General features: G+C 60.6%; 23 protein-coding genes. 11 read left to right on the forward strand and 12 right to left on the reverse strand.

Annotated elements, in window-relative coordinates:
- Positions 1-95 precede the first annotated feature (95 nt).
- Entirely contained in the window at positions 96-785 is a 690-nt protein-coding gene (gene recO, locus AC30D7_RS10140) for a DNA repair protein RecO (RefSeq protein WP_490133949.1), read from the forward strand.
- A gap of 80 nt (positions 786-865) precedes the next feature.
- Positions 866-1612 carry a pyridoxine 5'-phosphate synthase gene (gene pdxJ, locus AC30D7_RS10145; RefSeq protein ID WP_007936221.1) on the forward strand — a complete coding sequence of 249 codons (747 nt, stop codon included), beginning with the start codon at positions 866-868 and terminating at the stop codon, positions 1610-1612.
- A 130-nt stretch (positions 1613-1742) separates the two neighbouring features.
- Here the strand turns inward: pdxJ and mltF are convergent, their stop codons facing one another.
- A complete protein-coding gene (gene mltF / locus AC30D7_RS10150; RefSeq protein WP_490133950.1) occupies positions 1743-3203 on the reverse strand; it encodes a membrane-bound lytic murein transglycosylase MltF in 1461 nt (486 codons plus the stop codon).
- A gap of 274 nt (positions 3204-3477) precedes the next feature.
- Between mltF and purL the strand changes: the two genes are divergently transcribed.
- Both purL and AC30D7_RS10160 read left to right on the forward strand, forming a co-directional pair.
- Positions 3478-7374: a phosphoribosylformylglycinamidine synthase gene (gene purL / locus AC30D7_RS10155; RefSeq protein ID WP_490133951.1), complete on the forward strand. Its 3897-nt coding sequence runs from the start codon at positions 3478-3480 to the stop codon at positions 7372-7374.
- 19 nt (positions 7375-7393) lie between these two features.
- Positions 7394-7705 carry a YqfO family protein gene (locus tag AC30D7_RS10160; RefSeq protein ID WP_018927084.1) on the forward strand — a complete coding sequence of 104 codons (312 nt, stop codon included), beginning with the start codon at positions 7394-7396 and terminating at the stop codon, positions 7703-7705.
- A gap of 518 nt (positions 7706-8223) precedes the next feature.
- Here AC30D7_RS10160 and AC30D7_RS10165 read toward each other — a convergent pair.
- Positions 8224-8427 (reverse strand): EF-hand domain-containing protein, encoded by a 204-nt coding sequence (locus AC30D7_RS10165; RefSeq protein WP_490133952.1) that lies wholly within the window; start codon positions 8425-8427, stop codon positions 8224-8226.
- Between the two features lie 359 nt (positions 8428-8786).
- Between AC30D7_RS10165 and AC30D7_RS10170 the strand changes: the two genes are divergently transcribed.
- Entirely contained in the window at positions 8787-9185 is a 399-nt protein-coding gene (locus tag AC30D7_RS10170) for a DUF6124 family protein (protein WP_490133953.1), read from the forward strand.
- Between the two features lie 187 nt (positions 9186-9372).
- Here AC30D7_RS10170 and nagE read toward each other — a convergent pair whose 3' ends face one another.
- The 7 genes from nagE to AC30D7_RS10205 all read right to left on the reverse strand — a co-directional run bounded on the left by nagE (position 9373) and on the right by AC30D7_RS10205 (position 18137).
- Positions 9373-11088 (reverse strand): N-acetylglucosamine-specific PTS transporter subunit IIBC, encoded by a 1716-nt coding sequence (gene nagE, locus AC30D7_RS10175; protein ID WP_490133954.1) that lies wholly within the window; start codon positions 11086-11088, stop codon positions 9373-9375.
- Between the two features lie 32 nt (positions 11089-11120).
- Positions 11121-13637 carry a phosphoenolpyruvate--protein phosphotransferase gene (gene ptsP / locus AC30D7_RS10180; RefSeq protein WP_490133955.1) on the reverse strand — a complete coding sequence of 839 codons (2517 nt, stop codon included), beginning with the start codon at positions 13635-13637 and terminating at the stop codon, positions 11121-11123.
- A 34-nt stretch (positions 13638-13671) separates the two neighbouring features.
- On the reverse strand, positions 13672-14694 hold the full coding sequence (locus tag AC30D7_RS10185; protein ID WP_490133956.1) for an SIS domain-containing protein: 1023 nt from the start codon (positions 14692-14694) through the stop codon (positions 13672-13674).
- Entirely contained in the window at positions 14675-15781 is a 1107-nt protein-coding gene (nagA, locus tag AC30D7_RS10190) for an N-acetylglucosamine-6-phosphate deacetylase (RefSeq protein ID WP_490133957.1), read from the reverse strand. The genes AC30D7_RS10185 and nagA overlap by 20 nt, the downstream gene beginning before the upstream one ends.
- A 15-nt stretch (positions 15782-15796) precedes the next feature.
- Positions 15797-16528, reverse strand: a complete 732-nt coding sequence (locus tag AC30D7_RS10195; RefSeq protein WP_019581070.1) for a GntR family transcriptional regulator — start codon at positions 16526-16528, stop codon at positions 15797-15799.
- A gap of 487 nt (positions 16529-17015) precedes the next feature.
- Positions 17016-17519, reverse strand: a complete 504-nt coding sequence (locus tag AC30D7_RS10200; RefSeq protein ID WP_204125632.1) for a L,D-transpeptidase family protein — start codon at positions 17517-17519, stop codon at positions 17016-17018.
- A 66-nt stretch (positions 17520-17585) separates the two neighbouring features.
- On the reverse strand, positions 17586-18137 hold the full coding sequence (locus AC30D7_RS10205; protein ID WP_204125631.1) for an NUDIX hydrolase: 552 nt from the start codon (positions 18135-18137) through the stop codon (positions 17586-17588).
- A 146-nt stretch (positions 18138-18283) separates the two neighbouring features.
- Between AC30D7_RS10205 and AC30D7_RS10210 the strand changes: the two genes are divergently transcribed.
- From AC30D7_RS10210 to purT, 5 genes are all read left to right on the forward strand, one after another.
- Positions 18284-18883: a CoA pyrophosphatase gene (locus AC30D7_RS10210; RefSeq protein ID WP_018927081.1), complete on the forward strand. Its 600-nt coding sequence runs from the start codon at positions 18284-18286 to the stop codon at positions 18881-18883.
- Between the two features lie 68 nt (positions 18884-18951).
- The gene (locus AC30D7_RS10215) at positions 18952-19476 is read left to right on the forward strand and encodes a gamma carbonic anhydrase family protein (RefSeq protein ID WP_007954617.1); all 525 of its coding nucleotides are present in this window, start codon (positions 18952-18954) and stop codon (positions 19474-19476) included.
- Entirely contained in the window at positions 19473-19688 is a 216-nt protein-coding gene (locus tag AC30D7_RS10220; protein WP_490133958.1) for a DUF1289 domain-containing protein, read from the forward strand. Before AC30D7_RS10215 ends, AC30D7_RS10220 begins: the two co-directional genes overlap by 4 nt.
- Positions 19689-19907: 219 nt before the next feature.
- The gene (locus AC30D7_RS10225) at positions 19908-20375 is read left to right on the forward strand and encodes a preQ0 transporter (protein ID WP_490133959.1); all 468 of its coding nucleotides are present in this window, start codon (positions 19908-19910) and stop codon (positions 20373-20375) included.
- Positions 20376-20465: 90 nt separating this feature from the next.
- Entirely contained in the window at positions 20466-21647 is a 1182-nt protein-coding gene (purT, locus tag AC30D7_RS10230) for a formate-dependent phosphoribosylglycinamide formyltransferase (RefSeq protein ID WP_019581066.1), read from the forward strand.
- Positions 21648-21759: 112 nt separating this feature from the next.
- On the opposite strand, the gene AC30D7_RS10235 is transcribed toward purT, so the two are convergent.
- The 3 genes from AC30D7_RS10235 to AC30D7_RS10245 form a co-directional block, all read right to left on the reverse strand.
- Positions 21760-23076, reverse strand: coding sequence for an MFS transporter (locus AC30D7_RS10235; RefSeq protein ID WP_019581065.1), 1317 nt, complete (start codon positions 23074-23076; stop codon positions 21760-21762).
- Between the two features lie 252 nt (positions 23077-23328).
- Positions 23329-24561 carry a transporter associated domain-containing protein gene (locus tag AC30D7_RS10240; protein WP_305410065.1) on the reverse strand — a complete coding sequence of 411 codons (1233 nt, stop codon included), beginning with the start codon at positions 24559-24561 and terminating at the stop codon, positions 23329-23331.
- A 12-nt stretch (positions 24562-24573) separates the two neighbouring features.
- Entirely contained in the window at positions 24574-25386 is an 813-nt protein-coding gene (locus AC30D7_RS10245) for a cytochrome C assembly family protein (RefSeq protein ID WP_490133960.1), read from the reverse strand.
- Between the two features lie 210 nt (positions 25387-25596).
- Here AC30D7_RS10245 and ffh point away from each other — a divergent pair, with 210 nt between their 5' ends.
- Positions 25597-26973: a signal recognition particle protein gene (gene ffh, locus AC30D7_RS10250; RefSeq protein WP_007941401.1), complete on the forward strand. Its 1377-nt coding sequence runs from the start codon at positions 25597-25599 to the stop codon at positions 26971-26973.
- The last annotated feature ends 4 nt before the right edge of the window (positions 26974-26977 follow it).

Consider the following 26977-nt stretch of genomic DNA (forward strand, 5'->3'; position numbering starts at 1 on the left):
TTGAATGTAAGTCCGCCATCGCGGGCAAGCCCGCTCCCACATTGGTTTTGGGTTGTTTGTAAAACTGCGCTCTTTCATTGAGAACTGCGATTTCCATGTCGACCACCGCGCCAATCGGCCAACGCGCTTACGTGCTCCACTCCCGCGCCTACCGCGAAAGCAGTGCGCTGGTGGATTTCCTCACGCCGCAAGGTCGGCTGCGGGCGGTGTTGCGCAGTGCGCGGGGCAAGGCCGGGACGTTGGCGCGGCCGTTCGTGCCGCTGGAAGTCGAGTTCCGTGGCCGGGGCGAACTGAAGAATGTCGGCCGCATGGAAAGCGCCGGCGTTTCCACCTGGCTCAATGGCGAAGCGCTGTTCAGTGGTCTCTACCTCAACGAATTGCTGATCCGTCTGCTGCCCGCCGAAGACCCTCATCCCGCGGTTTTCGATCACTACGCCGCGACCTTGCTTGCCCTGGCCGAAGGTCGACCGCTGGAACCATTGCTGCGCTCCTTCGAATGGCGACTGCTTGATGATCTCGGTTATGGCTTCGCGCTGAATACCGACATCCATGGCGACCCCATCGCTCCGGACGGTCTCTATCGCTTGCAAGTGGATGCGGGCCTGGAGCGGGTCTATCTGCTGCAACCGGGTCTGTTCAATGGTACCGAACTGCTGGCCATGGCTGACGCCGACTGGTCTGCACCCGGAGCGCTGTCCGCCGCCAAGCGCTTGATGCGTCAGGCGTTGGCCGTTCATTTGGGTGGTCGTCCATTGGTCAGTCGCGAGTTATTTCGAAAGCCGTAGATCTGTTGATGCTTGCGTCAACAGACCCTATCTCCCGTGTATGCTGTGCACCGAACTTTCCCTCTTTCAGGAGCGCTTCCGTGACCACCAGCAATCGCATTCTTCTTGGCGTGAACATCGACCACGTTGCCACCCTGCGTCAGGCCCGGGGCACTCGTTACCCGGATCCGGTCAAGGCAGCGCTGGACGCGGAAGAGGCGGGCGCTGACGGCATCACCGTGCATTTGCGTGAAGATCGCCGGCACATTCAGGAGCGCGATGTCCTGCTGCTCAAGGATGTGCTGCAAACCCGCATGAACTTCGAAATGGGCGTCACCGAAGAAATGATGGCGTTTGCCGAGCGTATCCGCCCGGCGCACGTTTGCCTAGTGCCGGAAACCCGTCAGGAACTGACCACTGAAGGCGGTCTGGACGTAGCGGGGCAGGAAGCGCGGATCAAGGCAGCGGTGGATCGCCTGGCGAAGATCGGCTGCGAAGTGTCGCTGTTCATCGACGCTGACGAGCGTCAGATCGAAGCGTCCCGCCGCGTCGGTGCTCCGGCCATTGAGTTGCATACCGGGCGTTATGCGGACGCCGAGACGCCAACCGAGGTCGCTGAAGAGCTCAAACGCGTGGCCGATGGCGTGGCATTCGGTCTGGCCCAAGGCCTGATCGTCAACGCCGGCCACGGTTTGCACTATCACAACGTCGAGGCTGTTGCGGCGATCAAGGGCATCAACGAATTGAACATCGGCCATGCGCTGGTGGCCCATGCGTTGTTCGTCGGGTTCAAGTCGGCGGTGTCGGAGATGAAGGCGCTGATTCTGGCAGCTGCGTTGAAAGGCTAGATCGGCAGCGCTGCCATCGCGGGCAAGCCACGCTCCCACAAGTTTTGCGTCGAATACACAGTCGTCATTCAACGCAAAACCTGTGGGAGCGTGGCTTGCCCGCGATGGGGTCTTTGACGGTTGCGAAGATTTAAAGCGGTGGGGTTTCCTGGCTCGGTTTGGTCTTGTCGACTCCGGGCACATGCAGGTTGCCCTCGGCGACCTGGGTGCCTTCGAGCTGCGGCTGTGTGACCCACGTCAGGATGTCGTAGTAGCGACGGATGTTCGCCACGAAATGCACCGGCTCGCCGCCACGGGCGTAGCCATAACGAGTCTTGCTGTACCACTGCTTCTGCGACAGGCGCGGCAGGATTTTCTTCACGTCCAGCCACTTGTCCGGGTTCAGCCCTTCCTTGGCCGTCAGTTTTCGCGCGTCATCCAGGTGACCGCTGCCCACGTTGTAGGCTGCCAGCGCAAACCACGTACGATCCGGTTCCTGGATCGACTCATCCAGTTGATCTTTCATGTAAGCCAGGTACTTCGCGCCGCCCATGATGCTCTGCTTGGGATCGAGGCGATTGGACACGCCCATGGCTTGCGCCGTGTTCTGGGTCAACATCATCAACCCGCGCACGCCGGTCTTGGACGTGACCGCAGCTTGCCACAGCGATTCCTGATAGCCGATCGCCGCCAGCAGGCGCCAATCGACCTTTTCTTCCTTGGCGTATGTCTTGAAGTGCTTCTCGTACTTGGGCAACCGCTGCTGCAAGTGCTGGGCGAAGGTGTAGGCGCCCATGTAGCCGAGTACGTCGACATGCCCGTAATAGCGGTCTTTGAGGCGTTGGAGGGTGCCGTTTTCCTTCACCTTGTCGAGGTAGGCGTTGATTTCGTTGAGCAGGCTGTTGTCATCGCCAGCGGCCACGGCCCAGCTCTGATTGCTGGCGTCGCCGAGATCGAAAGCGACCCGCACGTTGGGGAAGTAGACCTGGTTCATCGCCACTTCGTTGGAGTCGACCAGGGTCAGGTCGATCTGACCTTCGTCGACCATGCGCAGCAGGTCGACGACTTCAACTGCGTCGGACTCTTCGTATTCAATGCCGGGATATTTCTTTTTCAACTCCGCCAGCTGCTCGGCGTGGGTGCTGCCCTTGAGCACCATGATCTTCTTGCCAACCAGATCGCCAGCGTCGGTCGGTCGCGACTGGCCGTTACGGTAGATGATCTGTGGGGTGACTTCGAGATAGGGGTGGGAAAACCGCACCTGCCTTTTGCGTTCCTCGCTGCTGACCAGGCCGGCAGCTGCCAGTACCGGGCCATTGGGCTTGCCTACCTGATTGAACAGGTCGTCGAGGTTGTCGGCGGTTTCGATCTTGAGTTCAACCCCCAGATCGTCGGCGAAGCGCTTCACCAGCTCGTATTCGAAGCCGGTTTCACCGTTGCGATCCTGAAAGTAGGTGGCGGGGCTGTTACGGGTAACCACCCGCAGCACGCCATCCTCCTTTACGCGCTCCAGCGTGTTGGGTTTATCAACACAGCCACCGAGCACCAGGAAGAGTCCGGTTGCGATCAGCCATTTGGCATACCGCGGACGCAAAGCCGTTGGGGAAAACATCTGCGCAGTATACGCAAAGGACCACGAGCGCCATATCTCGACAGCGAAGGGCTTGTCTGCTAGAGCTTTAAAAACCCGCTTGGAGCCCGCAGGAATTGGCCCGGACAGCATTTTGTGACAGAAAAAATAACCCCCGGTGCGCACCCGTTCAAGGTCCGAATCCCCGGCCCGACGTTCGGGTGCAACCGCGTGTACCGTTTCGGGTGATGTCGCGGGCGGTTTAGGCTAGAATGCACGGCCTCAAAGCACACCCCTTCCCGAGGCTGTCCCGAAGATGTTGATCCTGCGCGGCGCTCCTGCCCTTTCTGCCTTTCGCCACAGCAAACTCCTTGAGCAACTGAGCCAGAAGGTTCCAGCTGTCAGCGGCCTGTATGCTGAATTCGCTCACTTCGCCGAAGTTACCGGCGTCCTGACCGGCGACGAACAGCAGGTGCTTGCGCGCCTTCTGAAGTACGGCCCTAGCGTTCCGGTACAAGAGCCCACTGGTCGTCTGTTCCTGGTATTGCCGCGTTTCGGCACCATTTCGCCGTGGTCCAGTAAAGCCAGCGACATTGCTCGCAACTGCGGCCTGACCAAGATCCAGCGGCTTGAGCGCGGCATCGCGTTCTACGTCGCCGGCCAGTTCAGCGACGCCGAAGCGCAGCTGATCGCAGACGCGCTGCACGACCGCATGACCCAGATTGTGCTGGGCAACCTCGAACAAGCCTCCGGCCTGTTCAGCCACGCCGAGCCAAAACCGCTGACTGCCATCGACGTGTTGGGTGGCGGCCGCGCCGCGCTGGAAAAAGCCAATACCGAGCTGGGCCTGGCCCTGGCCGAAGACGAAATCGACTACCTGGTCAATGCCTTCCTTGGTTTGAAGCGCAACCCACACGACATCGAACTGATGATGTTCGCCCAGGCGAACTCCGAGCACTGCCGTCACAAGATCTTCAACGCCAGTTGGGATATCGACGGTCAGAGCCAGGAAAAAAGCCTGTTCGGCATGATCAAGAACACCTACCAGATGCACAGCGAAGGTGTTCTGTCGGCTTATAAAGACAACGCCTCGGTCATCGTCGGCTCCGTGGCTGGCCGTTTCTTCCCGGACCCTGACACCCGCCAGTACGGCGCGGTGCAGGAACCGGTGCACATCCTGATGAAAGTCGAAACGCACAACCACCCGACCGCGATTGCCCCGTTCCCGGGCGCATCCACCGGTAGCGGCGGCGAGATTCGTGACGAAGGCGCCACCGGTCGCGGCGCCAAGCCAAAGGCTGGCCTGACCGGTTTCACCGTGTCGAACCTGCAGATCCCGGGCTTCGAGCAGCCGTGGGAAGTGCCGTATGGCAAACCCGAGCGCATCGTTACCGCGCTGGACATCATGATCGAAGGCCCGTTGGGCGGCGCTGCATTCAACAATGAATTCGGCCGTCCGGCGCTGACCGGTTACTTCCGTACCTTCGAACAGTCGATCACCACGCCTCATGGCGACGAAGTGCGCGGTTACCACAAGCCGATCATGCTGGCTGGCGGCATGGGCAACATCCGTGAAGAACACGTCAAGAAAGGCGAAATCGTCGTTGGCTCCAAGCTGATCGTGCTTGGCGGCCCGGCGATGCTGATCGGTCTGGGTGGCGGCGCGGCTTCCTCCATGGCCACCGGCACCAGCTCGGCAGACCTGGACTTCGCTTCCGTACAACGTGAAAACCCAGAGATGGAGCGTCGTTGCCAGGAAGTCATCGACCGTTGCTGGCAACTGGGCGACAAAAACCCGATCAGCTTCATCCACGACGTCGGCGCTGGCGGTCTGTCCAACGCCTTCCCGGAACTGGTCAACGATGGCGACCGTGGTGGCCGTTTCGAACTGCGCAACATTCCAAACGACGAGCCGGGCATGGCCCCGCACGAAATCTGGAGTAACGAATCCCAGGAACGCTACGTTCTGGCAGTCGGCCCGGCGGACTTCGAACGCTTCAAGGCGATCTGCGAGCGTGAGCGTTGCCCATTCGCGGTAGTCGGCGAAGCCACTGCCGAGCCGCAACTGACCGTGACCGACAGTCACTTCGGCAACAGCCCGGTGGACATGCCGCTCGAAGTGCTGCTGGGCAAAGCCCCGCGCATGCACCGTTCGGTGGTTCGTGAAAACGAGCTGGGCGACGATTTCGATCCGTCGACCCTCGACATCGGCAACTGCGTCGAGCGCGTTCTGCATCACCCGGCCGTGGCCAGCAAGAGCTTCCTGATCACCATCGGCGACCGCACCATCACCGGCCTCGTGGCCCGTGACCAGATGGTTGGCCCGTGGCAGGTTCCGGTGGCCGACGTTGCCGTTACCGCCACCAGCTTCGACGTTTATACCGGTGAAGCCATGGCCATGGGCGAGCGCACTCCGCTGGCTCTGCTGGACGCTCCGGCGTCGGGCCGCATGGCCATCGGCGAAACCCTGACCAACATCGCCGCCTCGCGCATCGCCAAGATCTCCGACATCAAACTGTCGGCGAACTGGATGTCCGCTGCCGGTCACCCGGGTGAAGACGCGCGTCTGTACGACACCGTGAAAGCGGTCGGCATGGAACTGTGCCCTGAGCTGGGCATCACCATTCCGGTGGGCAAGGACTCCATGTCCATGGCCACTCGCTGGAACGATGAAGGTGTCGATAAGGCGGTCACTTCGCCAATGTCGCTGATCGTGACCGGTTTCGCGCCAGTGGCTGACATCCGTCAGACCCTGACCCCGCAACTGCGCATGGACAAGGGCACCACCGACCTGATCCTGATCGACCTCGGTCGCGGCCAGAACCGCATGGGTGCCTCGATCCTTGCTCAGGTTCACGGCAAGCTCGGCAAACAGGCACCGGACGTCGATGACGCTGAAGACCTGAAAGCCTTCTTCGCGGTGATCCAGGGCCTCAACGCCGACGGTCACCTGCTGGCTTACCACGACCGTTCCGACGGTGGTCTGCTGACCAGCGTGGTGGAAATGGCGTTTGCCGGCCACTGCGGCCTGAGCCTGAACCTCGACGGTCTGGCAGAGACTTCCGCCGATATCGCCGCGATCCTGTTCAACGAAGAACTGGGCGCTGTGATCCAGGTTCGCCAGGACGCCACCGCGGACATCCTCGCGCAGTTCAGCGCTGCTGGCCTGGGCGACTGCGTATCGGTGATCGGTCAGCCGATGAACAACGGCGAGATCAGCATCACGTTCAACGGCGATACCGTGTTCGAAGGGCAGCGTCGTCTGCTGCAACGTCAGTGGGCTGAAACCAGCTACCAGATCCAGCGTCTGCGTGATAACGCTGATTGCGCCGAGCAAGAGTTCGACGTGCTGCTGGAAGAAGACAACCCGGGCCTGAGCGTCAAGCTCAGCTACGACGTTAACCAGGATGTCGCCGCGCCTTACATCAAGAAAGGCATTCGCCCACAGGTTGCCGTGCTGCGTGAGCAGGGCGTCAACGGTCAGGTGGAAATGGCGGCCGCGTTCGACCGTGCCGGTTTCAACGCGATCGACGTGCACATGAGCGACATTCTGGCCGGCCGTGTCGACCTGAACGACTTCAAGGGCATGGTTGCTTGCGGCGGTTTCTCCTACGGCGACGTACTGGGTGCCGGTGAAGGCTGGGCCAAGTCCGCGCTGTTCAACAGCCGCGCTCGCGATGCCTTCCAGGGCTTCTTCGAACGTACCGACAGCTTCACCCTCGGCGTGTGCAACGGTTGCCAGATGATGTCCAACCTGCACGAGCTGATCCCGGGCAGCGAGTTCTGGCCGCACTTCGTGCGCAACCGTTCCGAGCAGTTCGAAGCCCGCGTGGCCATGGTTCAGATCCAGGAATCGAACTCGATCTTCCTGCAGGGCATGGCCGGTTCGCGCATGCCGATCGCCATCGCCCACGGTGAAGGCCATGCCGAATTCGCCAGCGAAGAAGCCTTGCTGCAAGCCGATCTGTCGGGTTGCGTGGCGATGCGTTTCGTCGACAACCACGGCAAGGTCACCGAGAAATACCCGGCAAACCCGAACGGCTCGCCGCGCGGTATCACCGGTTTGACCAGCCGCGACGGTCGCGTGACCATCATGATGCCGCACCCGGAGCGTGTGTTCCGCGCGGTGCAGAACTCGTGGCGTTCGGAAGACTGGAACGAAGACGCACCTTGGATGCGTATGTTCCGTAACGCTCGCGTCTGGGTGAACTAAGAGCGGGGAGCTGATTGCCGTGTACAAGCTCTGCTTTTTTGTTCCGGCCAGTCATGTCGAAGTGGTCAAAAGCGCTGTATTCGCCGCCGGTGGCGGGCGGATCGGGGCTTATGACCACTGTGCATGGCAAGTGTTTGGCCTGGGTCAGTTTCGTCCACTGGAGGGCAGTCAGCCGTTCATTGGCGAAGCGGGCCAGGTCGAGCAGGTTGAGGAGTGGAAGGTTGAGCTGGTGGTCAGCGATGAGTTGATTCGGGCGGTGGTGGTGGCTCTGAAAGAGAGTCATCCCTATGAGACGCCGGCTTATGAGGTATGGCGGTTGGAGGATTTCTGATCTTCCTGGCCGCTGAAATGAGAAACCCGCTGAAGTGATTTCAGCGGGTTTTTTATTGGCTGCGATTTAGGGCGTGGCGGCCTTAGGGCCGACCAGGTTCTTGTTGATTGAGTACATATCCATTGCTGCGGTAACGGCGGCTTATGGTTTCGCCCTTGCGGCGACTCCCTTTGGCAAACGCCCCAAAGGAAGCAAAGGTCTTCGCCCCAAGCGTCCGGCCCCTCGCTGAGGCTCGGCGTTCCTTCGCTCCGGTATCCATCTGGGGGCATCGCCCTACGGTCTGCTTCGCTACGACCTACATGCGATGGGTTCGACTGCGTCGAACGGCGCTGCGCGCCAATCCCCAGATGAACACCTGCGCTCAGCCTCCCGAAGGGGCGGGTGGGTCAAGATCAAAAGCGGCAGGCGAGCTAACGCTCGGCCTGTAGTTTGGTGGGTGTACGCCGCTCCACTGTGGGAGCGGGCTTGCCCGCGATGGCGGTCTTACAGGCAATGATGTTTATTGATCTGTAAAAACTTCAGAACCTTCCAAGAAATTCATCAAGGCTGATTTCATTGTCATCGTTGCGGTTCACAACGTCCAACAACTGTTTGAGGTGTTCCGGCGAAAGATAACTGAAAGCCTCTTTAAATTCATCAACGGTGACAAGGCCATCTTTATTGAGGTCTTTTCCTTCAAAAGCCTTCTTGGCGCGCAGCTGCGCCGCTGTCAGTTCGCTCATACCGATTTCCTCCTTAAAAGTTACTGCTTGATGGGATCAACGTAGTGATGAGTATTGTGATGGTCAACTGTCATATATGACAGTTGACAGTGCTGCGAATCAAGCGGTTGCGCCGTTCAACGGTGGGAGTGTGTTTGCTCGCGATGGCAACTTGATAGGCGTGGCGTTTAACGGCCAATCATCTATACGGAACCTTCCCACAAGATTTTCAGGTTGTCCGTCGGAAGTGTGCTTTCTAACCTCCCCGTGTCGCTGCCAATTCAGCGACCGGGACTGCAAGCCCGAAGAATTGTTAGGCGCTTATAGGCGCCGCATCAATAAGTGATGTCGGTCGCTCCAACTGTTTTAGGAGCTCCACCATGATCAAAGACAATCCCGATCTCCCAGAAACCGACGTAGAAGATGTGGAAACAAACATGGAAAACGAATCCGTTTCCCCCTACACCTGCCTCAATTCCAAAACACTCCACGATGCCGCAATCCGTGCACTCGATCACTATCTCGCGCCACCTTCCCAGAAGAAGGTCAAAGCCGAGCAGCGTCCAAGTACGATCTTCGTCGTCGCGCCCAACGTAGATTCAGAAACCCTACTGGCCCATGCCTGTGAAACCCTGGCTTCGGCGAATGTCATGGCCAGTGAGTTGGCGTTCGATCTCACCGGCCCAGCGTGCAATCTGGCCTTGGGCATTCAGCAGATGATTTCGTTGGCGGAGTTGTCGGTGAACCGGGTGCTGGATCAGGTCGATCCGCAGGGGTAGCACAATGAAAAAGCCCGCTGGACCAGTGACGGTCAGCGGGCTTTGAGATTTTCATTGGGAGTGCGGGCCTCTTCGCGGGCAAGCCTCGCTCCTACAGGGGAATGGTGTCGGACATCGACGTGCAAACAACACATACCTCGTAGGAGCGAGGCTTGCCCGCGAAGACTGACTGTCCCGCGCCTATGATCTAAACCCTGGCACTCACCTCACTGCGATTAACCAACGCTTCCAACGCACCACTCAAACTTGGCGCCTTTTCACCAATCAACAGATGCCAAATCCCACCGTCCAACTGGCTGACACCCTGGCAACCAAGCGCTTTCAACTGGCCTTCCGACAACCCCGTGCCATCCGCCAGCTGCAACCGAATCCGGGTCATGGCGATGCAATCCATCTGCAGCACATTCTCGCCGCCACCCAACGCCTTCAGCCATTGCTGTGCTTCAGCGTTCGCTACGGCAGCAGGTTTTGGCTCATCAACCACAGTGGCAGGGGAGGCGATAACCGCACGGCCCAAAGCCGGCATCGCCAATCGAATCTCATCGGCAATGCTGTCTGCCATCGGCCCGACCACCACCTGCAAACTGCCGCCCTTGCCCGGGCGCACTACAGCCATTGCACCCAACGCTTTCAAGTCCGCATCCGAGGCTTTGTTGCGATCAACCATGTCCAACCGCAGTCGCGTGGTGCAAGCGCCGACCGTGATCAAATTCTCCGCACCGCCCAGCGCCTTGATATATGCCCCGGCGCGTTCATTCTCGGTGACCACAACTTTGTCGCCAGCCTGTACATCCTCACGCCCCGGCGTCTTGAGGTTGAAGCGGCGGATACAGAAATCAAACACCACGTAGTAGATCACTGCATACGCAAGACCCACGGGAAGCACGCGCCAGCCGTTGGTGGATTCACCCCAGCCCAGAATCATGTCGATGAAACCGCCGGAAAAGGTAAACCCCAGGTGAATGTTCAGCAGGTTGGTGACGGCCATCGACAGTCCCGTTAGCAGCGCATGAAGCAAAAACAGTAGCGGTGCGAGGAACATGAAGGCGAATTCGATCGGCTCGGTGACGCCGGTCAAAAACGAGGTCAGGGCCATGGACAGGAAGATCCCGCCCATGACTTTGCGCCGTTCCGGCAGGGCGTTGCGGTACATCGCCAGGCACGCGGCGGGCAGGCCGAAGATCATCATCGGGAACATGCCGGTCATGAACTGGCCGCCTTTCGGGTCGCCGGCAAAGTAACGTGACAGGTCGCCGGTCACCAGTGCGCCCGTGGTCGGGTCGGTGAAGTTGCCGAACACGAACCACGCCATGTTGTTGAGGATGTGGTGCAGGCCGGTGACGATCAGCAAGCGGTTGAACACGCCGAAGATGAACGCACCAAAGCTGCCGCTCTCCATCATCAAGGTGCCGAAGCCGTTGATGCCATGCTGGATCGGCGGCCAGATGAAACCGAAGATGACGCCCAGGCCGACGGCAGCGAACCCGGTGACTATCGGCACGAAACGCCGACCGCCGAAGAACGCCAGGTATTCCGGCAGCTTGATGTCTTTGAAGCGGTTGTACAGCGCGCCGGCCATCAAGCCGCTGACGATCCCGGCCAGCATGCCCATGTTGATGCTCGAGTCGAGCACCTTGAGGGTGGAGATCATCACCAGATAACCAATCACCCCGGCCAGGCCTGCGGTGCCGTTGTTGTCCTTGGCAAAACCGACCGCGATGCCGATGGCGAAGATCAGCGCCAGGTTGGCGAAAATCACCTGGCCGGCGTCGTGGATGATCGCGATGTCCAGCAGGTCGGTGTCGCCCAGACGCAGCAGTAACCCGGCAATCGGCAGGATCGCGATCGGCAGCATCAGCGCGCGACCGAGGCGCTGCAGGCCTTCGATGAAGTATTGGTACATGGCGGATCTCCCTGGATTCTTATCGTTGTTGTTCAGCTCAGAGGCCATTGCTGGTGACAGGCGTGACGCACCGCGCCGGCGCTGCTCAGCTTGAGCAGGTCCTGGCTGATGCGTCGGCATTCGGTGGCGTCGAGGTGACGCACGCGGTCCTTGATTTCACCGATTTGCACCGGGCTGACCGACAACTCGCTGACGCCCAGGCCAATCAGTACCGGCGTGGCCAACGGATCGGAGGCGAGGGCGCCGCAGACCCCGACCCACCGGTTATGCACCGCTGCACCGGCGCAGGTCTGGGCGATCAGCCGCAGCAGCGCCGGGTGCATCGCATCGACGCGGGAGGCGAGGCCGGCGTGGTCGCGGTCCATGGCCAGGGTGTATTGCGACAAGTCGTTGGTGCCGATGGACAGGAAGTCCGCGTGCTCGGCCAGTTGCTCGGCCAGCAGTGCGGCGGCCGGAACCTCGATCATCACGCCCAATTCCGGGCGCTCACTCACATTGAGTTCAATGCACAACGCGTCGAGACGCTGGCGGATGTGCAGCAACTCATCGACTTCGGTGACCATCGGTAACAGGATCCGGCAACGCGACAGCGGGCTGACCTGCAGCAGGGCGCGCAGTTGCTGATCCAGCAGTTCCGGGCGCACCTGAGCCAGACGAATGCCGCGCAAACCAAGCACCGGGTTCGCTTCGACAGGGAGCGGTAAATAGTCGAGCTGTTTATCACCACCGACATCGATGGTGCGGATGATCACCGACTTGTCGCCCATGGCGTCGAGCACGGCTTGATAGGCAACGTGCTGCTCCTGTTCGTCCGGTGCGGTTTGGCGGTCGACGAAGAGGAATTCGGTACGCAGCAGACCGACGCCATCGGCACCGTTGGCCAGGGCATCAGCTGCCTCGGCACTGGAAGCGACATTGGCGGCGACTTCGATTGGCAAACCATCAAGTGTCAGTGCCGGGACGTGAGCCTGAGACTGTTGAAGCGCGCGACGTTGCTGATGATCGAGTTGCGCCTGATGCACCTCGGCCAGGCGCTCGGCAGTCGGCATCAGTTCGAGGCGACCGCCGTCGGCATCCAGCACCACCGCTTGACCTTGCTCCTGATCGAGCAGCGTCGAGCCCAGTGCAACCATGCACGGCAAGCCTTTGCCGCGAGCGAGAATCGCCACATGGGACGTCGCGCCACCTTCGGCCATGCACAACCCGGCCACCCCTTGCTGGCTCAGTTGCAGCAAATCGGACGGCGTCAGTTCATGGGCCGCGACGATGGCGCCGGCCGGCACGTCGTAATGCCAGGCTTCGCCGAGCAGGGCTCGCAGCACCCGTTGCTTGAGGTCGCGCAGGTCGTTGGCGCGTTCGGCCAGCAACGGGCTGCCGAGTTGCAGCAGCACCTCGCATTGCACGTCGATGGATTGACTCCAGGCGTGAGTCGCGGCGATGCCTTGGTCGATGGATTGATGAGCCGCATCGAGCAGCGCCGGGTCTTCGAGCAATGCCAGGTGCGCGGCGAAGATCGCTTCTTCATCGGTGTTCTTGTGCTTCTTCGCTTGGGCCCGTGTGCCGTCGATTTCGCTGCGTACTTGAGTCAGCGCGGTGTCCAACGCGTAACGTTGTTGCTTCGGCTCATGATTACCAGCATCTACTGGAAGACTGATCGAGTTCAGACGAAACAACGGCCCGCCCACCAGGCCTGGAGCTGCGCACACACCGTGCAGCACACCCGCTTCGGCGGGGCGATTGCGTTGGGCTATTGGCGTTGGTGCGGCAGCGTGGTTGTCTTCGGCCAGGGCTGTGGATAACGCGGCCAACAGGGCTTGCAGCGCCGCTTCGGCATCCGGCCCCTGGCAACTGACCCGGATTTCATCCCGCTCACCGACAGCCAGCCCCATCAGGCCGATCAAACTGTCGCAGGCCGCCGATTTACCGGCGAAGTGCAGCCAGGATTTGCTCTTGAACTGTTGGGCGGTTTGGCGGATCAGCGCCGCAGGCCGGGCGTGCAAGCCACCGCGATGGGCGACATGAACATGCCCTTGAACCTCGATGCCGAGCACTTCAATGTCGATCTGCGCGCCGTTCGTTACTTTCGGCACGATGTGCAGCAGCGGATCGCCCACCTTCACTGATTTCAGCGTAATCGGACGTGCTTGGAAGTCCTGACTGTTGGTCAGAATCATCAGGCTGACCAGGCTTTTGCACTGCTGCGCGACCTGGTCCAGGTCATAGCGCAGCAGCGGCTGGCCATTGCTGACCCGCGCACCTTCCTTGACCAGCATCGAGAAACCGACACCCTGCAACTCGACCGTATCAAGGCCCAGATGAAGCAGTAACTCGGCGCCGTTATCGGCGCGCAAGGTGATGGCGTGACCGGTGCGGGCGATGTGGATCACGACCGCTTCACAGGGCGAGTACAGAGTGTCGTTCAATGGATCGATGGCGATCCCGTCGCCCATGGCGCCACTGGCGAACACCGGGTCCGGGACTTTGGCGAGTGTGAGCACCGGGCCGCTGAGCGGGGCGCTGAGGGTCAGCTCTTTATTGTTGTTGTGCATGGCTCGGTCTCATCAGGAAAGCTACAAATCGGACTCAGTGCGTGCGCGTCACTTTGCTCAAGTGACGCGGCTGGTCCGGGTCCATGCCACGGGCGACGGCCAGACCGGCGGCCATGACGTAGAAACTCTGGATCGCCAGAATCGGGTCCAGGGCCGGGTGTTCGGCGCGGGTCAGGGTCAGGTCGCGTTCGGCGACGTCATCTGGCGCGGCCAGCAGCACGCGGGCGCCGCGTTGACGCATGTCGGCGGCCAGGCTCAGCAACCCGGCCTGCTCGGCACCGCGCGGGGCGAAGATCAGCAGGTGGTAGTTCTCGTCGATCAACGCCATCGGGCCGTGCCGGACTTCGGCGCTGCTGAAGGCTTCGGCCTGGATCGCCGAGGTTTCCTTGAACTTGAGTGCCGCTTCCTGGGCGATGGCGAAGCCGGCGCCACGGCCGATCACCATCAAGCGCTGGCAATCGCGCAACGCATCGATGGCCAGGCTCCAGTCCTGTTGCGCCGCTTCGCGCAAACCATCCGGCAGGGCAAGGCCGGCTTCCAGCAATTCCACGTCTTCTTTCCAATGGGCGATCAGGCGGGCGCTGACGGTGAGGGTGGCGATAAAGCTCTTGGTCGCGGCGACGCTGCTTTCGGTGCCGGCGCACAGCGGCAGGTTGAATTCGCAGGCCGCTTCCAAAGGCGAGTTCTCGGCGTTGACCATGGAAATGCTCAGCGCGCCGCGCTTGCGCAGCAAACGCAGGCTGTTCACCAAATCCGGGCTCTGCCCCGATTGCGAGAAAGCGAACGCGACCTGGCCGCTGACCTTCAACGGCGCCTGTTGCATGGTCACCACCGACATGGGCAACGACGCCACCGGAATGCCCAATTGCTGCATGGTCAGGTAGGCGAAATAGCTCGCCGCGTGGTCGGAACTGCCGCGAGCCACGGTCATTGCCACTTGTGGCGGCTGACGGCGCAGGCGCGCGGCAATCTCGATCATCTGCGGGTCGAGTTGTTGCAATTGGGCTTGCACGGCCTCGAACGAGGACAGCGCCTCTTCAAGCATTTTTGAAGTCAATGTCTTCTCCTTCGACCATGACGGCGGTCAGTGTGAGTGAGCGATCCAGCCGCACGCAGTCGGCCCAGGCGCCGGGTTGCAGGCGCCCGCGTTCTTGAAGGCCGAGGTAGTCGGCGGGGAATTGCGAAAGACGTTGCGAAGCTTCGCTGATCGGCAGACCGATCTTCACCAGGTTGCGCAGAGCCTGATCCATGGTCAGGGTGCTGCCGGCCAGCGTGCCGTCGGGCAGGCGCACACCGCCCAGGCATTTGGTCACGGTGTGGCTGCCGAGTTTGTATTCGCCGTCGGGCATGCCGGCGGCAGCGGTGGAATCGGTGACGCAATACAGGCACGGGATCGAGCGCAAGGCCACGCGGATCGCACCGGGGTGTACGTGGAGCAAGTCCGGAATCAGCTCGGCGTACTTGGCGTGGGCCAGCGCGGCGCCGACGATGCCGGGCTCGCGGTGATGCAGCGGGCTCATGGCGTTGTAGAGGTGGGTGAAACTGCTGGCGCCGGCGGCCAACGCGGCGACGCCTTCCTCGTAACTGCCCAGCGTGTGGCCGATTTGCATGCGCACGCCGCGAGCGCTGAGGGCGCGGATCAAACCGTCGTGGCCGGCGATTTCCGGGGCGATGGTGATCACTCGGATCGGCGCCAGCGCCAGGTATTCCTCGACTTCGGCCATCAACGCGGTGTGGGCGAAATTCGGTTGGGCGCCGAGTTTTCCGGGGTTGATGTAGGGGCCTTCCAGATGCACGCCGAGTACCCGGGCGCTGCCTTTGGGTCGCTGCTCGCAGAACTCGCCGACGGCTTTGAGCACGCTGGAAATCTCTTCGCTCGGCGCGGTCATGGTGGTCGCCAGCAGTGAGGTGGTGCCGAAGCGCACGTGGGTTCTGGTGATGGTTTCGAAGGCTGGCGCGCCTTCCATGATGTCTTTGCCACCCCCGCCGTGAACATGCAGGTCGATGAAGCCCGGGAGCAGATACGGCAGGTCGTTGTCCGCCGGATCGCAAGGTTCGCCTTCGATGGACACGACCTTGCCGTGCTCATGGGTCAGCCGGCCACGAACCCAGCCGTGGGCGGTGAGGATGTTGTCTTCGGACATGATCGGCTCTCTGATTTAGCGGCGCAGCTCTGCGACAAAGTCGTAGTAGTCATTGCGGCAATAGGTGTCGGTGACTTCGATCGGCGTGTTGTCTTCCAGGTAACCGACCCGGGTCATCAGCAGCATGGCGGTGCCGGGGGCGATGCCCACCAGTGCGGCGAATTCGTCGGACGCGTTGATCGCCTGAATGTGTTGCAGGGCGCGGACCACTGGTTTGCCGATGCCGTCGAGGTATTCGTAGAGGGAATCGCCCACCGCTTGCGGCTTGGGAATGATCGAGGCGGGCAGGGTGCTCATTTCGATCGCCATCACTGTGTCGTCGGCTTTGCGCAAGCGTTTGAGTCGCGCGACCTTGTCATTGGGCGAGAGGCCGAGGCGGATCAGTTCTTCGTGGGTCGGCGGGGTGATTTCTCGTTCCAGCCATTGCGAGCCGGGGACGAAACCCTTGAGCCGAAGCATTTCGCTGAAGCCCGAGAGGCGCGACAAAGGCTGTTCCAGGCGCGGGGTGATGAACGTGCCGGAGCCTTGGTTACGGCGGATCAGGCCTTGCTCGAACAGCACTTCCAGCGCTTTGCGTGCGGTGACGCGGGAGATGCCCAGTATTTCGCTGAGGTTGCGTTCCGACGGCATGGCCTGCTCGGCTTTCCACTGGCCGGCGTGGATCGCCGCTTCCAGATTGCGCGCCAGTTGCAGGTACAGCGGCGTGGGCTGGGTGTCGTCAGGGCGTAGTGCCTGTAGATCGTTCATGTGCGTTGGTCCGATGCGGATATTGGAGTGTTGTCGCCCGGTAATGCGGCGAAACTAATACCACTTAAATACCATGTCAATGCCGATACTTTTCGGTAGGCGCAGAAAAACAGGCCATGTCTGATGGTGTTAAGGAGGATGGATTCAAAGTGGTATTAGAGGTTGGGGTTTTGAAAGCAAAGATCGCAGCCTGCGGCAGTTCCTGCTGGGAGAATTGGTATCTACCCGGCAGGCGCTGCCGAAGGCTGCGATGTTTTTTATTTATTTTTTTGAAGCCGACAGAAGGTAGCGGCCGGAACACAAGCGGAAGGTAACGCGATGCTTTTGTGGCGAGGGAGCTTGCTCCCGCTGGGCCGGGCTGGCGCTCCAGCGCGAAGCGGCCCTCGAATCAGTAAATGCGGTTTGAGATAGATCGTTGGGGCTGCTTCGCAGCCCAGCGGGAGCAAGCTCCCTCGCCACAGGCAAGCCCCTTTGCCACAAGGGGAGGTTACGGGCGGATTTCGATCATCGTGCCGTCCGGTACCAGACCCCAGACTTCGCGCATGTCCATGTTGCGCATGGCGATGCAGCCGTCGGTCCAGTCCAGAGTATGGAACAGGTTTTCCGGGTTCTCTTCGGTGTCCGGGGTACCGTGGATCATGATCATGCCGCCAGGCTCGACGCCTTCGCGCCGGGCGCGGGCGGAGTCGCTGATGTTGGGGTAGGAGATGTGCATCGCCAGGTTGAAACGGTCGCTGGTCTTGCGCCAGTCCAGCCAGTAAAGGCCTTCGGGGGTGCGTTTATCACCTTCCATCAGTTTTGGGCCAATGGGGCGTTTGCCCAATGAAATGCGATAGGTCTTGAACGGCTTGCCGTCGTTGATCAACTGCAACTGGTGGGCAGACTTGAGGACCAGAACTTTTTCGATGACTTTGCCGTCCGGGGCGGTCGCGACGGAAGCCTGGGAGACTGCAACGAACGATAAGCAAAACAGGGCAAGCAACCAGCGCATTGAAACGATATCCCTAAGAGGTGTCGCGACTATTTTATTTATAGATGGTTTTTTATTAACAAGTGCTCAGATGATGGCAGGCTGAGCGAGCGGCGGGATCGACTCTGAGCGCACGGGGTAGACCTCGGCCCGCCGGTCAGCGAAGTAGCATTCTAATGTACGGCCTACCGTGCGGAAAGCCAGTTCGCCCCAAGGAATGTCGGCTTCTTCGAACAGCTGCACTTCCAGGCTCTCGGGACCTGCGGAAAAATCCAGATCCACCAGCTCAGCGCGAAAGAATACATGCACCTGACTGATGTGCGGCACATCGATCAGCGTATAGATGCTCAGGTTGCGTACCCGGGCGCAAGCTTCTTCGGCGGTCTCGCGAATGGCGGCCTGTTCGATGGTCTCACCGTTTTCCATGAAACCGGCGGGCAAGGTCCAGTAACCGAGCCTTGGCTCGATGGCGCGACGACACAGCAATACCTTCGAACCCCAGACCGGCACGCAACCGGCGACGATATTGGGGTTCTGGTAATGAATGGTATGACAGCTGTCGCAGACAAAACGCAGGCGCGAATCGCCTTCGGGAATGCGCTGGGTCACCGGGTTGCCGCATTGACTGCAAAATTTCATGCTTGGGTTCCTGAATGCTGCGCCTATCTTGGCGTGCAGCGGTGTCGGTCGGCAAGTTGTCGTTTCGCGACATGAGGCTGTTCGGGGGTTGGGCGGCCGGTGCGATTGGTGCATGATGCAGGGTAAGGCACAGATCGAGAAGACTCATGCTGGACGAGCTACTGCACCGGGTAAGCAATCACACACCGCGAACGCTGGAAACCGACCGACGTTTCCCCGAAGCCGCGGTATTGGTGCCCATCACGCGCAGTGACGAACCGGAACTGGTCCTGACCCTTCGCGCGAGCGGGCTCTCGACCCATGGCGGTGAAGTCGCTTTTCCCGGCGGTCGACGCGACCCTGAAGACCCTGATCTGATCTTTACCGCTCTGCGTGAGGCCGAAGAGGAAATCGGCCTGCCGCCGGGGCTGGTCGAAGTGATCGGCCCACTGAGCCCGCTGATCTCCCTGCACGGCATCAAGGTCACGCCCTATGTCGGCGTGATTCCGGATTTCGTCGAATACCTGGCCAACGATGCCGAGATCGCCGCAGTGTTCAGCGTGCCTCTGGAATTCTTCCGCAAGGACCCGCGCGAGCACACCCACCGCATCGACTATCAAGGCCACAGTTGGTACGTGCCGAGCTATCGTTATGGCGAGTACAAAATTTGGGGGTTGACGGCGATCATGATCGTCGAGTTGATCAACCTGCTCTATGACGCGAAAATCAGCCTGCATCAACCGCCCAAGAGTTTTATCAACACCTGAAGCCATCGCTCGTATGGCGTGAATCCCGCTTTTCGCTAGTGAGCCAGCCTGGCCTTGAGGACAACACGATGAAATACCGCCTGGGCGACGCCCGCGTCGAGACCCATCCGCAGAGCTGGGTCGCACCCAATGCCGTGCTGGTGGGCAAGGTCAAACTGGAAGAGGGCGCCAACGTCTGGTTCAACGCCGTGTTGCGTGGCGACAACGAATTGATCCTGATCGGCAAGAACAGCAACGTGCAGGACGGCACCGTGATGCACACCGACATGGGCTATCCGCTGACCATCGGTACCGGCGTGACCATCGGTCACAACGCGATGCTCCACGGCTGCACGGTGGGCGATTACAGCCTGATCGGCATCAATGCGGTAATCCTCAACGGCGCGAAAATCGGCAAGAACTGCATCATCGGCGCCAACTCGCTGATCGGTGAAGGCAAGGAAATTCCGGACGGTTCGCTGGTCATGGGCTCGCCGGGCAAGGTGGTGCGAGAGCTGACCGAGCCGCAGAAGAAAATGCTCGAAGCCAGCGCCGCGCACTATGTGCACAACTCGCAGCGTTATGCCCGCGATCTGGTCGAGCAGGAAGAATGAGCACTACTGAAAGACCGGTCCCATCGCCGTGCGTGAGCATTTGTGCGCTGGATGAGGATGACATTTGCACCGGGTGTCAGCGTACGGTGGAAGAGATCACCCGCTGGAGCCGGATGGACAATGAGGAACGGCGCAAAGTGTTGGGGTTGTGTCATGAGCGGGCGAAATCGAGTGGGCTGATCTGGATGTTGGGCAAAAAAAACGACCTGTAGCAGCTGCCGAGCCTGCGAGGCTGCGTTCGGCTGCGAAGCAGTCGTGAAATCAGGCGATCGGTTCTCTCAGGCAAACCATGCACTCTGGATCTACGACTGCTGCGCAGCCGAACGCAGCCTCGCAGGCTCGGCAGCTGCTACAAGGCTGCGATCTTTTGATTTAAGCCTTTGAGTGACTAAAGTACCCTGTGCACAAAATTGACAGGTATCCCCCGTCCCATGCTCTTTCTGATCGCCTATATCAGCAGCGTCGTGCTGATCAATTACGCCTTTTCCACCGCCCCGCACCTGGACATCATCTGGTCGGCCTGGGGTGGCCTGGTGTTCGTGCTGCGCGATATGGTGCAAACCCGCTTCGGCCATGGCGCGATCGCGGCGATGCTGGTGGCGCTGATGTTGTCCTACATCACCTCCGATCCCTCAATTGCCCTCGCCAGCGCCACGGCGTTCGCCGTGTCCGAGTGCATCGACTGGCTGGTGTTCAGCCTCACCAAGCGCCCGTTGCACGATCGCCTGTGGATAAGTTCGGCCCTGAGCATCCCGCTGGACACCTTCATCTTCTTCGGCATGATTGATGCGCTCACACCGGGCGTGATCTTCACTGCGCTGGGTTCGAAGTTCGCGGGCGTCACCGTGGTCTGGTTGGCCATGGCATGGCGCCTGCGCAAACAGGCTGTCGTCAGCTGAAGCCAAACCCTCAGGTTCATGTAAAATGCCGCGCTTTCTCCCCATGGGAAGCGCGCTTCCCTCGATGATCCGCTCCTTTGAGGACCTGAGATGACCCGTATCGGAACTCCATTGTCGCCAACCGCGACCCGCGTATTGATGTGTGGCTGTGGTGAGTTGGGCAAGGAAGTGGTGATCGAGCTGCAACGCCTGGGCGTTGAAGTGATTGCCGTGGATCGCTACGCCAATGCGCCGGCCATGCAAGTCGCCCATCGCAGCCATGTGATCAATATGCTCGACGGCGCCGCCCTGCGTGCGGTGATCGAAGCCGAGAAACCGCACTTCATCGTGCCGGAAATCGAAGCCATCGCCACCGCGACCCTGGTGGAGCTGGAGTCCGAAGGTTTCACCGTGATCCCCACCGCGCGTGCTGCACAGCTGACCATGAACCGCGAAGGCATCCGTCGCCTGGCCGCTGAAGAGCTGGACCTGCCGACATCGCCGTACCACTTCGCTGACACCTTCGAGGATTACCGCAAGGCAGTCGAAGACCTGGGTTTCCCGTGCGTGGTCAAACCGGTCATGAGTTCCTCGGGCAAGGGCCAGAGCCTGCTGCGCAGCGTCGATGACGTGCAGAAGGCCTGGGATTATGCCCAAGAGGGTGGTCGCGCCGGTAAAGGCCGCGTGATCATCGAAGGCTTCATCGACTTCGACTACGAAATCACTCTGCTGACCGTGCGTCACGTCGGCGGCACTACGTTCTGTGCGCCTGTTGGTCACCGTCAGGAGAAAGGCGACTACCAGGAATCCTGGCAGCCACAAGCCATGAGCCCGGTTGCTTTGGCCGAATCCGAGCGCGTTGCCAAAGCGGTCACCGAAGCCTTGGGCGGTCGTGGCCTGTTTGGCGTCGAGTTGTTCATCAAGGGTGATCAGGTGTGGTTCAGCGAAGTCTCGCCGCGTCCGCATGACACCGGTCTGGTAACCCTGATTTCCCAGGACCTGTCGCAGTTCGCACTGCACGCACGGGCGATCCTGGGCCTGCCGATTCCACTGATCCGTCAGTTCGGGCCATCGGCGTCGGCGGTGATTCTGGTGGAAGGGCAGTCGACTCAGACCGCTTTCGCCAACCTGGGTGCAGCGTTGAGCGAGCCGGATACTGCGTTGCGTCTGTTCGGCAAGCCTGAAGTCAATGGCCAGCGGCGGATGGGGGTGGCGTTGGCTCGCGACGAATCCATCGAGGCCGCTCGTGCCAAGGCGACCCGCGCGTCCCAAGCTGTCGTTGTAGAGCTGTAACCGCATCGCGGCATTCGCGGGCAAGCCTCGCTCCTACAGGGATCACGTCAAGACGCAAGTGCGTTCGACAAATGACCCGTAGGAGCGAGGCTTGCCCGCGAAGCTTTTGGCTTCAGGCGACCCGATTCAAATCGTTATTGCGTGTCTCCTTCAGGCACAGCACCGCTATCAGGCTCAGCACCGCCGCCCCCGACACATACCCGCCGACATAGCTCAAACCACCCATCGCCACCAGTTTCTGCGCAAAGAACGGCGCCGCCGAGGCTCCGACAATACCGCCCAGGTTGTACGCGGCCGATGCGCCGGTATAACGCACGTGGGTCGGAAACAGTTCTGGCAGCAGCGCGCCCATCGGTGCGAACGTCACGCCCATCAGAAACAGTTCTATGCACAGGAACAACGCCACACCCCAGGTCGAGCCATGGGTCAGCAGCGGTTCCATCAAGAATCCGGACAGAATCGCCAGCACGCCGCCGATGATCAGCACCGGTTTACGCCCGAAACGATCACTGGCCCAGGCCGACAGTGGTGTCGCGGCGGCCATGAACAGCACCGCGAAACACAGCAGCGCGAGGAAGGTTTCCCGGGTGTAGCCGAGCGTCGACACGCCGTAACTCAGCGAAAACACTGTCGAGATGTAAAACAGTGCATAGCACACCACCATCGACCCGGCGCCCAGCAGCATCGGTGCCCAGTATTGGCTGAACAGCTCGACCAACGGAATCTTCACCCGCTCCTGGCGAGCCACGGCGTTGGCGAACACCGGGGTTTCGTGGAGCTTGAGGCGCACGTACAAGCCCACCATCACCAGTGCGGCACTGAGCAGGAATGGAATCCGCCAGCCCCATGAACGGAACTGCTCATCGTTCAGGCTCATGGCCAGGGTCAGGAACAGGCCGTTGGCCGCCAGAAACCCGATCGATGGGCCGAGTTGCGGAAACATGCCGAACCAGGCGCGCTTGCCTTTGGGCGCGTTCTCCGTGGCCAGCAATGCGGCGCCACCCCATTCACCGCCCAGCCCCAGGCCTTGGCCGAAGCGCAGCACGCAAAGCAGGATCGGCGCCCAGGCGCCAATGCTGTCGTAACCCGGCAGTACGCCGATCAGCGTGGTGCACACGCCCATCAGCAGTAGCGAAGCAACCAGTGTCGATTTTCGCCCGATACGGTCACCGAAATGGCCGAATAGCGCCGAACCCAGCGGCCGCGCAAGGAAAGCGATGCCGAAGGTGAGGAATGCCGACAGCATCTGCGCGGTGCCGGAGGTTTGCGGAAAGAACACCGGGCCGATCACCAATGCTGCGGCGGTGGCATAGACGTAGAAGTCGTAGAACTCGATGGCCGTGCCGATGAAACTCGCGGTAGCCACGCGGGTGGCGGAGTTCGTTGGTTGGGCAGGCGCGGTGTCGCTGAACGTTGTGCTGGTCGTCATGTCGTTATCCCTGACAGTCATGTGCCCCAGTGGAGCGAATTATTATGGTCGAATACCCAGGGATGTGGGTTGAGACACGGTCGCTGTTCAAGGTAGGAACAGTCGCCGCAGTGATACGGATGTTGTCGAAGATCTGGCCGGAACCTGCTGCATGCGGGGTAAGCATGTGGTTCGGTGGGAGGCTTGGGTAAGCCGGCTCGATTATAGGAAGGTGGCTAACTATCGAACAAGAGGGGCGGTTGTTTTAACCCGTTAACGGATAAGCGCAGGCGCTGAGCTGGTATGCCAGATCAGCACGCGCGTGACGCGATTTTCTTCAGTCTCGAGAATCTCCAGCCGGTATCGGCCGATCTTCAGGCACACCGCACTGTCTGGAATCGTCTCCAGCGCCTCGGTCACCAACCCGTTGAGGGTTTTCGGACCATCGCTGGGCAGGTGCCAGCCAAGGCTCTTGTTCAGCTCGCGGATGGACGCTGCGCCATCAATCACCAGTCGGCCATCGGCCTGCGGGTGAATGTGCGGGTTATCCAGGCTGTGTTGGCTTTCGAATTCGCCGACGATTTCTTCGAGAATGTCTTCCAGGGTCACGATGCCCAGTACTTCCCCGTACTCGTCGACCACCATGCCCAAGCGCCGCTGCTGCTTGTGGAAATTCAGCAATTGCAGTTGCAACGGTGTGCTTTCCGGCACGAAGTACGGTTCGTGACTGGCCGCCAGCAGCGCTTCAACGGTCAGGCTTGAGTCCGGCAGCAAATGACGGATCTGTCGGGTGTTGAGCACCGCTTCAACCTGGTTGATGTCGCTGTGGAATACCGGCAGGCGGGTGCGTCTGTTGTGACGCAGTTGCTCGATAATTTCCTCGAGAGGGTCGTCCAGGTTGATCCCGTCGACGTCGCTGCGTGGCACCAGAATATCGTTGACCGTGATGTTATCCAGTGCGTGGATACCTGACAGTGGGCGATAGGCCGCGTGTTCGTGATCGTCGTGTCGATCTGCCGGTGCCTCGTCTTCGCTTTGCTGCACCACGTTGATTTTGCGGGCGAATGGCCGCATCAGCAGTTGGCTGATGCCATTGAGTAGCCATGCGGCGGGATAGACGATTTTCAATGGTATGCCGAGCAGTGTGTTGCCCAAGGCCAGGACGGCATCCGGATAGCGTGCGGCGAGGGCGCGTGGCAGGTAGTCGGCGAACACCAGCAACACTGCGCCGGCACCGAGGCAGGCAATCCAGGGGCCGTTTTGCGCCCAGGTGAAAATCGCCAGCAAGGTGCTGATGACCACCACCAGCGCGCGGCATAAGGTGTTGCAGAGGATCAGGCTGTTGAGCGGGAAGCTCAGCTTGGCCACGGGTTTGTCGCTGGAGCGCGAGGCCGTGCGCTGGGCCAGTAATTGCTGTTGCGCAACTTCGATGGCGGTAAACAGCCCCGACCATAAAATCAGCAGGGCCAGCACCGCGAGCATCGGTCCTATGGGCAAGTCGTCCATTAATGCCGCCCGTCAGATGTGCAGAATGTATTCGCGGACCAGCTTGCTGCCGAAATACGCCAGCATCAGCAGGCAGAAACCGGCAAGGGTCCAGCGGATGGCTTTGTGTCCGCGCCAGCCGAGACGGTTGCGCCCCCAGAGCAGCACGCTGAACACGATCCAGGCCAGGCACGCCAGCAGGGTTTTATGCACCAGGTGCTGGGCGAACAGGTTCTCGACGAACAGCCAGCCGGAAATCAGCGACAACGACAGCAGGCTCCAGCCGGCCCAGAGGAAACCGAACAGCAGGCTTTCCATGGTTTGCAGCGGCGGGAAGTTCTTGATCAGCCCGGACGGGTGCTTGTGCTTGAGCTGGTGGTCTTGAACCAGCAGCAACAAGGCCTGGAACACAGCGATGGTGAACATGCCATAAGCGAGGATCGACAAGAGGATATGGGCGAGAATGCCGGGTTCTTCGTCAATGACCTGCACCGTGCCGGCGGGGGCGAACTGTGCCAGCAGTGCGGTAGCGGCGCCCAGCGGGAACAGCAATACAAGCAGGTTTTCCACTGGAATCCGAGAACAGGCCAGCAAGGTCAGGGCGATGACCGCTGCGGCAATCAGGCTGGCGGCGCTGAAAAAGTCCAGGGCCAGGCCGACCGGAGTCAGCAGATAACTGATCAGGCTGGCGCTGTGGGCCAGCACGGCCAGTACGCCGAGCGTGACCAGCAGGCGTTTGTTCGCCTTGGCGCCGGTGGCCAGTCGAGTGCCTTGATAGATGGTCGCAGCGGCATATAAGCAGGCGGCGGCGAGAGTGGTAAGCAAGCTGGGTGACAAGGGGAGCATAAATCCTGTTAGGCAGGCCCGAAAGGCGTTGAGTTTGGCATAGAACCCATACGGCACGAAAGACTATACAAGCTGACGGCGAGGTGTCCGCCAGACGCAGTCTTCGCTATAATCCGCGACCTGCCCACGCCGCAGGCTCGCCGAGCACATGTTGATTCCGGTCTGGGCCGCCATTATCCCGGTCTACACAGGGCCTGAAAGGATCGCGCAATGTTTGAAAACTTAACCGACCGTCTCTCGCAGACGCTGCGCCATGTCACCGGCAAGGCCAAGCTGACCGAAGACAACATCAAAGACACCCTGCGTGAAGTGCGCATGGCGTTGCTCGAAGCCGACGTCGCCTTGCCGGTGGTCAAAGACTTCGTCAATTCGGTCAAGGAGCGCGCTGTCGGCACCGAGGTGTCGCGCAGCCTGACGCCGGGCCAGGCCTTCGTGAAGATCGTCCAGGCCGAACTCGAAAGCCTGATGGGCGCGGCCAACGAAGATTTGAACCTGAGCGCCGTTCCACCGGCCGTGGTTCTGATGGCCGGTTTGCAGGGTGCGGGTAAAACCACCACCGCCGGCAAACTGGCGCGCTTCCTTAAAGAGCGCAAGAAGAAGTCGGTCATGGTCGTGTCCGCGGACGTTTACCGTCCGGCGGCGATCAAGCAGCTGGAAACCCTGGCCAACGACATTGGCGTGACGTTCTTCCCGTCCGACCTGAGCCAGAAGCCGGTCGACATCGCGCAAGCGGCTATTAAAGAAGCCAAGCTGAAATTCATCGACGTGGTCATCGTCGACACCGCCGGTCGTTTGCACATCGACGAAGAGATGATGGGCGAGATCAAGGCGCTGCACGCTGCGATCAATCCGGTCGAAACCCTGTTCGTGGTCGATGCCATGACCGGCCAGGACGCTGCCAACACGGCCAAGGCCTTCGGTGATGCATTGCCGCTGACCGGTGTGATCCTGACCAAGGTCGACGGCGATGCCCGTGGCGGTGCCGCACTGTCGGTACGTGCCATTACCGGCAAGCCGATCAAGTTCATCGGCATGGGCGAGAAGAGCGAAGCGCTCGAGCCGTTCCACCCTGAGCGTATCGCATCGCGCATCCTCGGCATGGGCGACGTGCTCAGCCTGATCGAACAGGCCGAAGCGACCCTCGACAAGGACAAGGCCGACAAACTGGCCAAGAAGCTGAAGAAGGGCAAGGGCTTCGACCTCGAAGACTTTCGCGATCAGCTGCAACAGATGAAGAACATGGGCGGTCTCGGCGGCCTCATGGACAAACTGCCGAATATCGGTGGTGTGAACCTGGCGCAGATGGGCAATGCCCAGGGCGCGGCAGAGAAGCAATTCAAGCAGATGGAAGCCATCATCAATTCCATGACCCCGGCCGAGCGCCGCGACCCTGAGCTGATCAGTGGTTCGCGCAAGCGCCGGATCGCCATGGGTTCCGGCACCCAGGTGCAGGACATCGGTCGCTTGATCAAGCAGCACAAGCAGATGCAGAAGATGATGAAGAAATTCTCCGCGAAAGGCGGAATGGCCAAAATGATGCGCGGCATGGGCGGTATGTTGCCCGGCGGCGGCATGCCCAAGATGTAAAGAA

Source organism: Pseudomonas sp. DF5 (assembly GCF_058148225.1).

What these genes read in the sequence shown, in the direction of transcription:
- purL (WP_490133951.1), top strand. Translation starts at nt 3,478, where the DNA reads ATGTTGATCCTGCGCGGCGCTCCTGCCCTTTCTGCCTTTCGCCACAGC.
- AC30D7_RS10195 (WP_019581070.1), bottom strand. Translation starts at nt 16,528, where the DNA reads ATGAACGATCTACAGGCACTACGCCCTGACGACACCCAGCCCACGCCG.
- AC30D7_RS10215 (WP_007954617.1), top strand. Translation starts at nt 18,952, where the DNA reads ATGAAATACCGCCTGGGCGACGCCCGCGTCGAGACCCATCCGCAGAGC.
- AC30D7_RS10165 (WP_490133952.1), bottom strand. Translation starts at nt 8,427, where the DNA reads ATGAGCGAACTGACAGCGGCGCAGCTGCGCGCCAAGAAGGCTTTTGAA.
- purT (WP_019581066.1), top strand. Translation starts at nt 20,466, where the DNA reads ATGACCCGTATCGGAACTCCATTGTCGCCAACCGCGACCCGCGTATTG.
- AC30D7_RS10225 (WP_490133959.1), top strand. Translation starts at nt 19,908, where the DNA reads ATGCTCTTTCTGATCGCCTATATCAGCAGCGTCGTGCTGATCAATTAC.
- nagA (WP_490133957.1), bottom strand. Translation starts at nt 15,781, where the DNA reads ATGTCCGAAGACAACATCCTCACCGCCCACGGCTGGGTTCGTGGCCGG.
- AC30D7_RS10220 (WP_490133958.1), top strand. Translation starts at nt 19,473, where the DNA reads ATGAGCACTACTGAAAGACCGGTCCCATCGCCGTGCGTGAGCATTTGT.
- AC30D7_RS10200 (WP_204125632.1), bottom strand. Translation starts at nt 17,519, where the DNA reads ATGCGCTGGTTGCTTGCCCTGTTTTGCTTATCGTTCGTTGCAGTCTCC.
- ptsP (WP_490133955.1), bottom strand. Translation starts at nt 13,637, where the DNA reads ATGCACAACAACAATAAAGAGCTGACCCTCAGCGCCCCGCTCAGCGGC.
- AC30D7_RS10205 (WP_204125631.1), bottom strand. Translation starts at nt 18,137, where the DNA reads ATGAAATTTTGCAGTCAATGCGGCAACCCGGTGACCCAGCGCATTCCC.
- AC30D7_RS10210 (WP_018927081.1), top strand. Translation starts at nt 18,284, where the DNA reads ATGCTGGACGAGCTACTGCACCGGGTAAGCAATCACACACCGCGAACG.
- AC30D7_RS10170 (WP_490133953.1), top strand. Translation starts at nt 8,787, where the DNA reads ATGATCAAAGACAATCCCGATCTCCCAGAAACCGACGTAGAAGATGTG.
- ffh (WP_007941401.1), top strand. Translation starts at nt 25,597, where the DNA reads ATGTTTGAAAACTTAACCGACCGTCTCTCGCAGACGCTGCGCCATGTC.
- nagE (WP_490133954.1), bottom strand. Translation starts at nt 11,088, where the DNA reads ATGTACCAATACTTCATCGAAGGCCTGCAGCGCCTCGGTCGCGCGCTG.
- AC30D7_RS10235 (WP_019581065.1), bottom strand. Translation starts at nt 23,076, where the DNA reads ATGACGACCAGCACAACGTTCAGCGACACCGCGCCTGCCCAACCAACG.
- recO (WP_490133949.1), top strand. Translation starts at nt 96, where the DNA reads ATGTCGACCACCGCGCCAATCGGCCAACGCGCTTACGTGCTCCACTCC.
- AC30D7_RS10245 (WP_490133960.1), bottom strand. Translation starts at nt 25,386, where the DNA reads ATGCTCCCCTTGTCACCCAGCTTGCTTACCACTCTCGCCGCCGCCTGC.
- mltF (WP_490133950.1), bottom strand. Translation starts at nt 3,203, where the DNA reads ATGTTTTCCCCAACGGCTTTGCGTCCGCGGTATGCCAAATGGCTGATC.
- AC30D7_RS10240 (WP_305410065.1), bottom strand. Translation starts at nt 24,561, where the DNA reads ATGGACGACTTGCCCATAGGACCGATGCTCGCGGTGCTGGCCCTGCTG.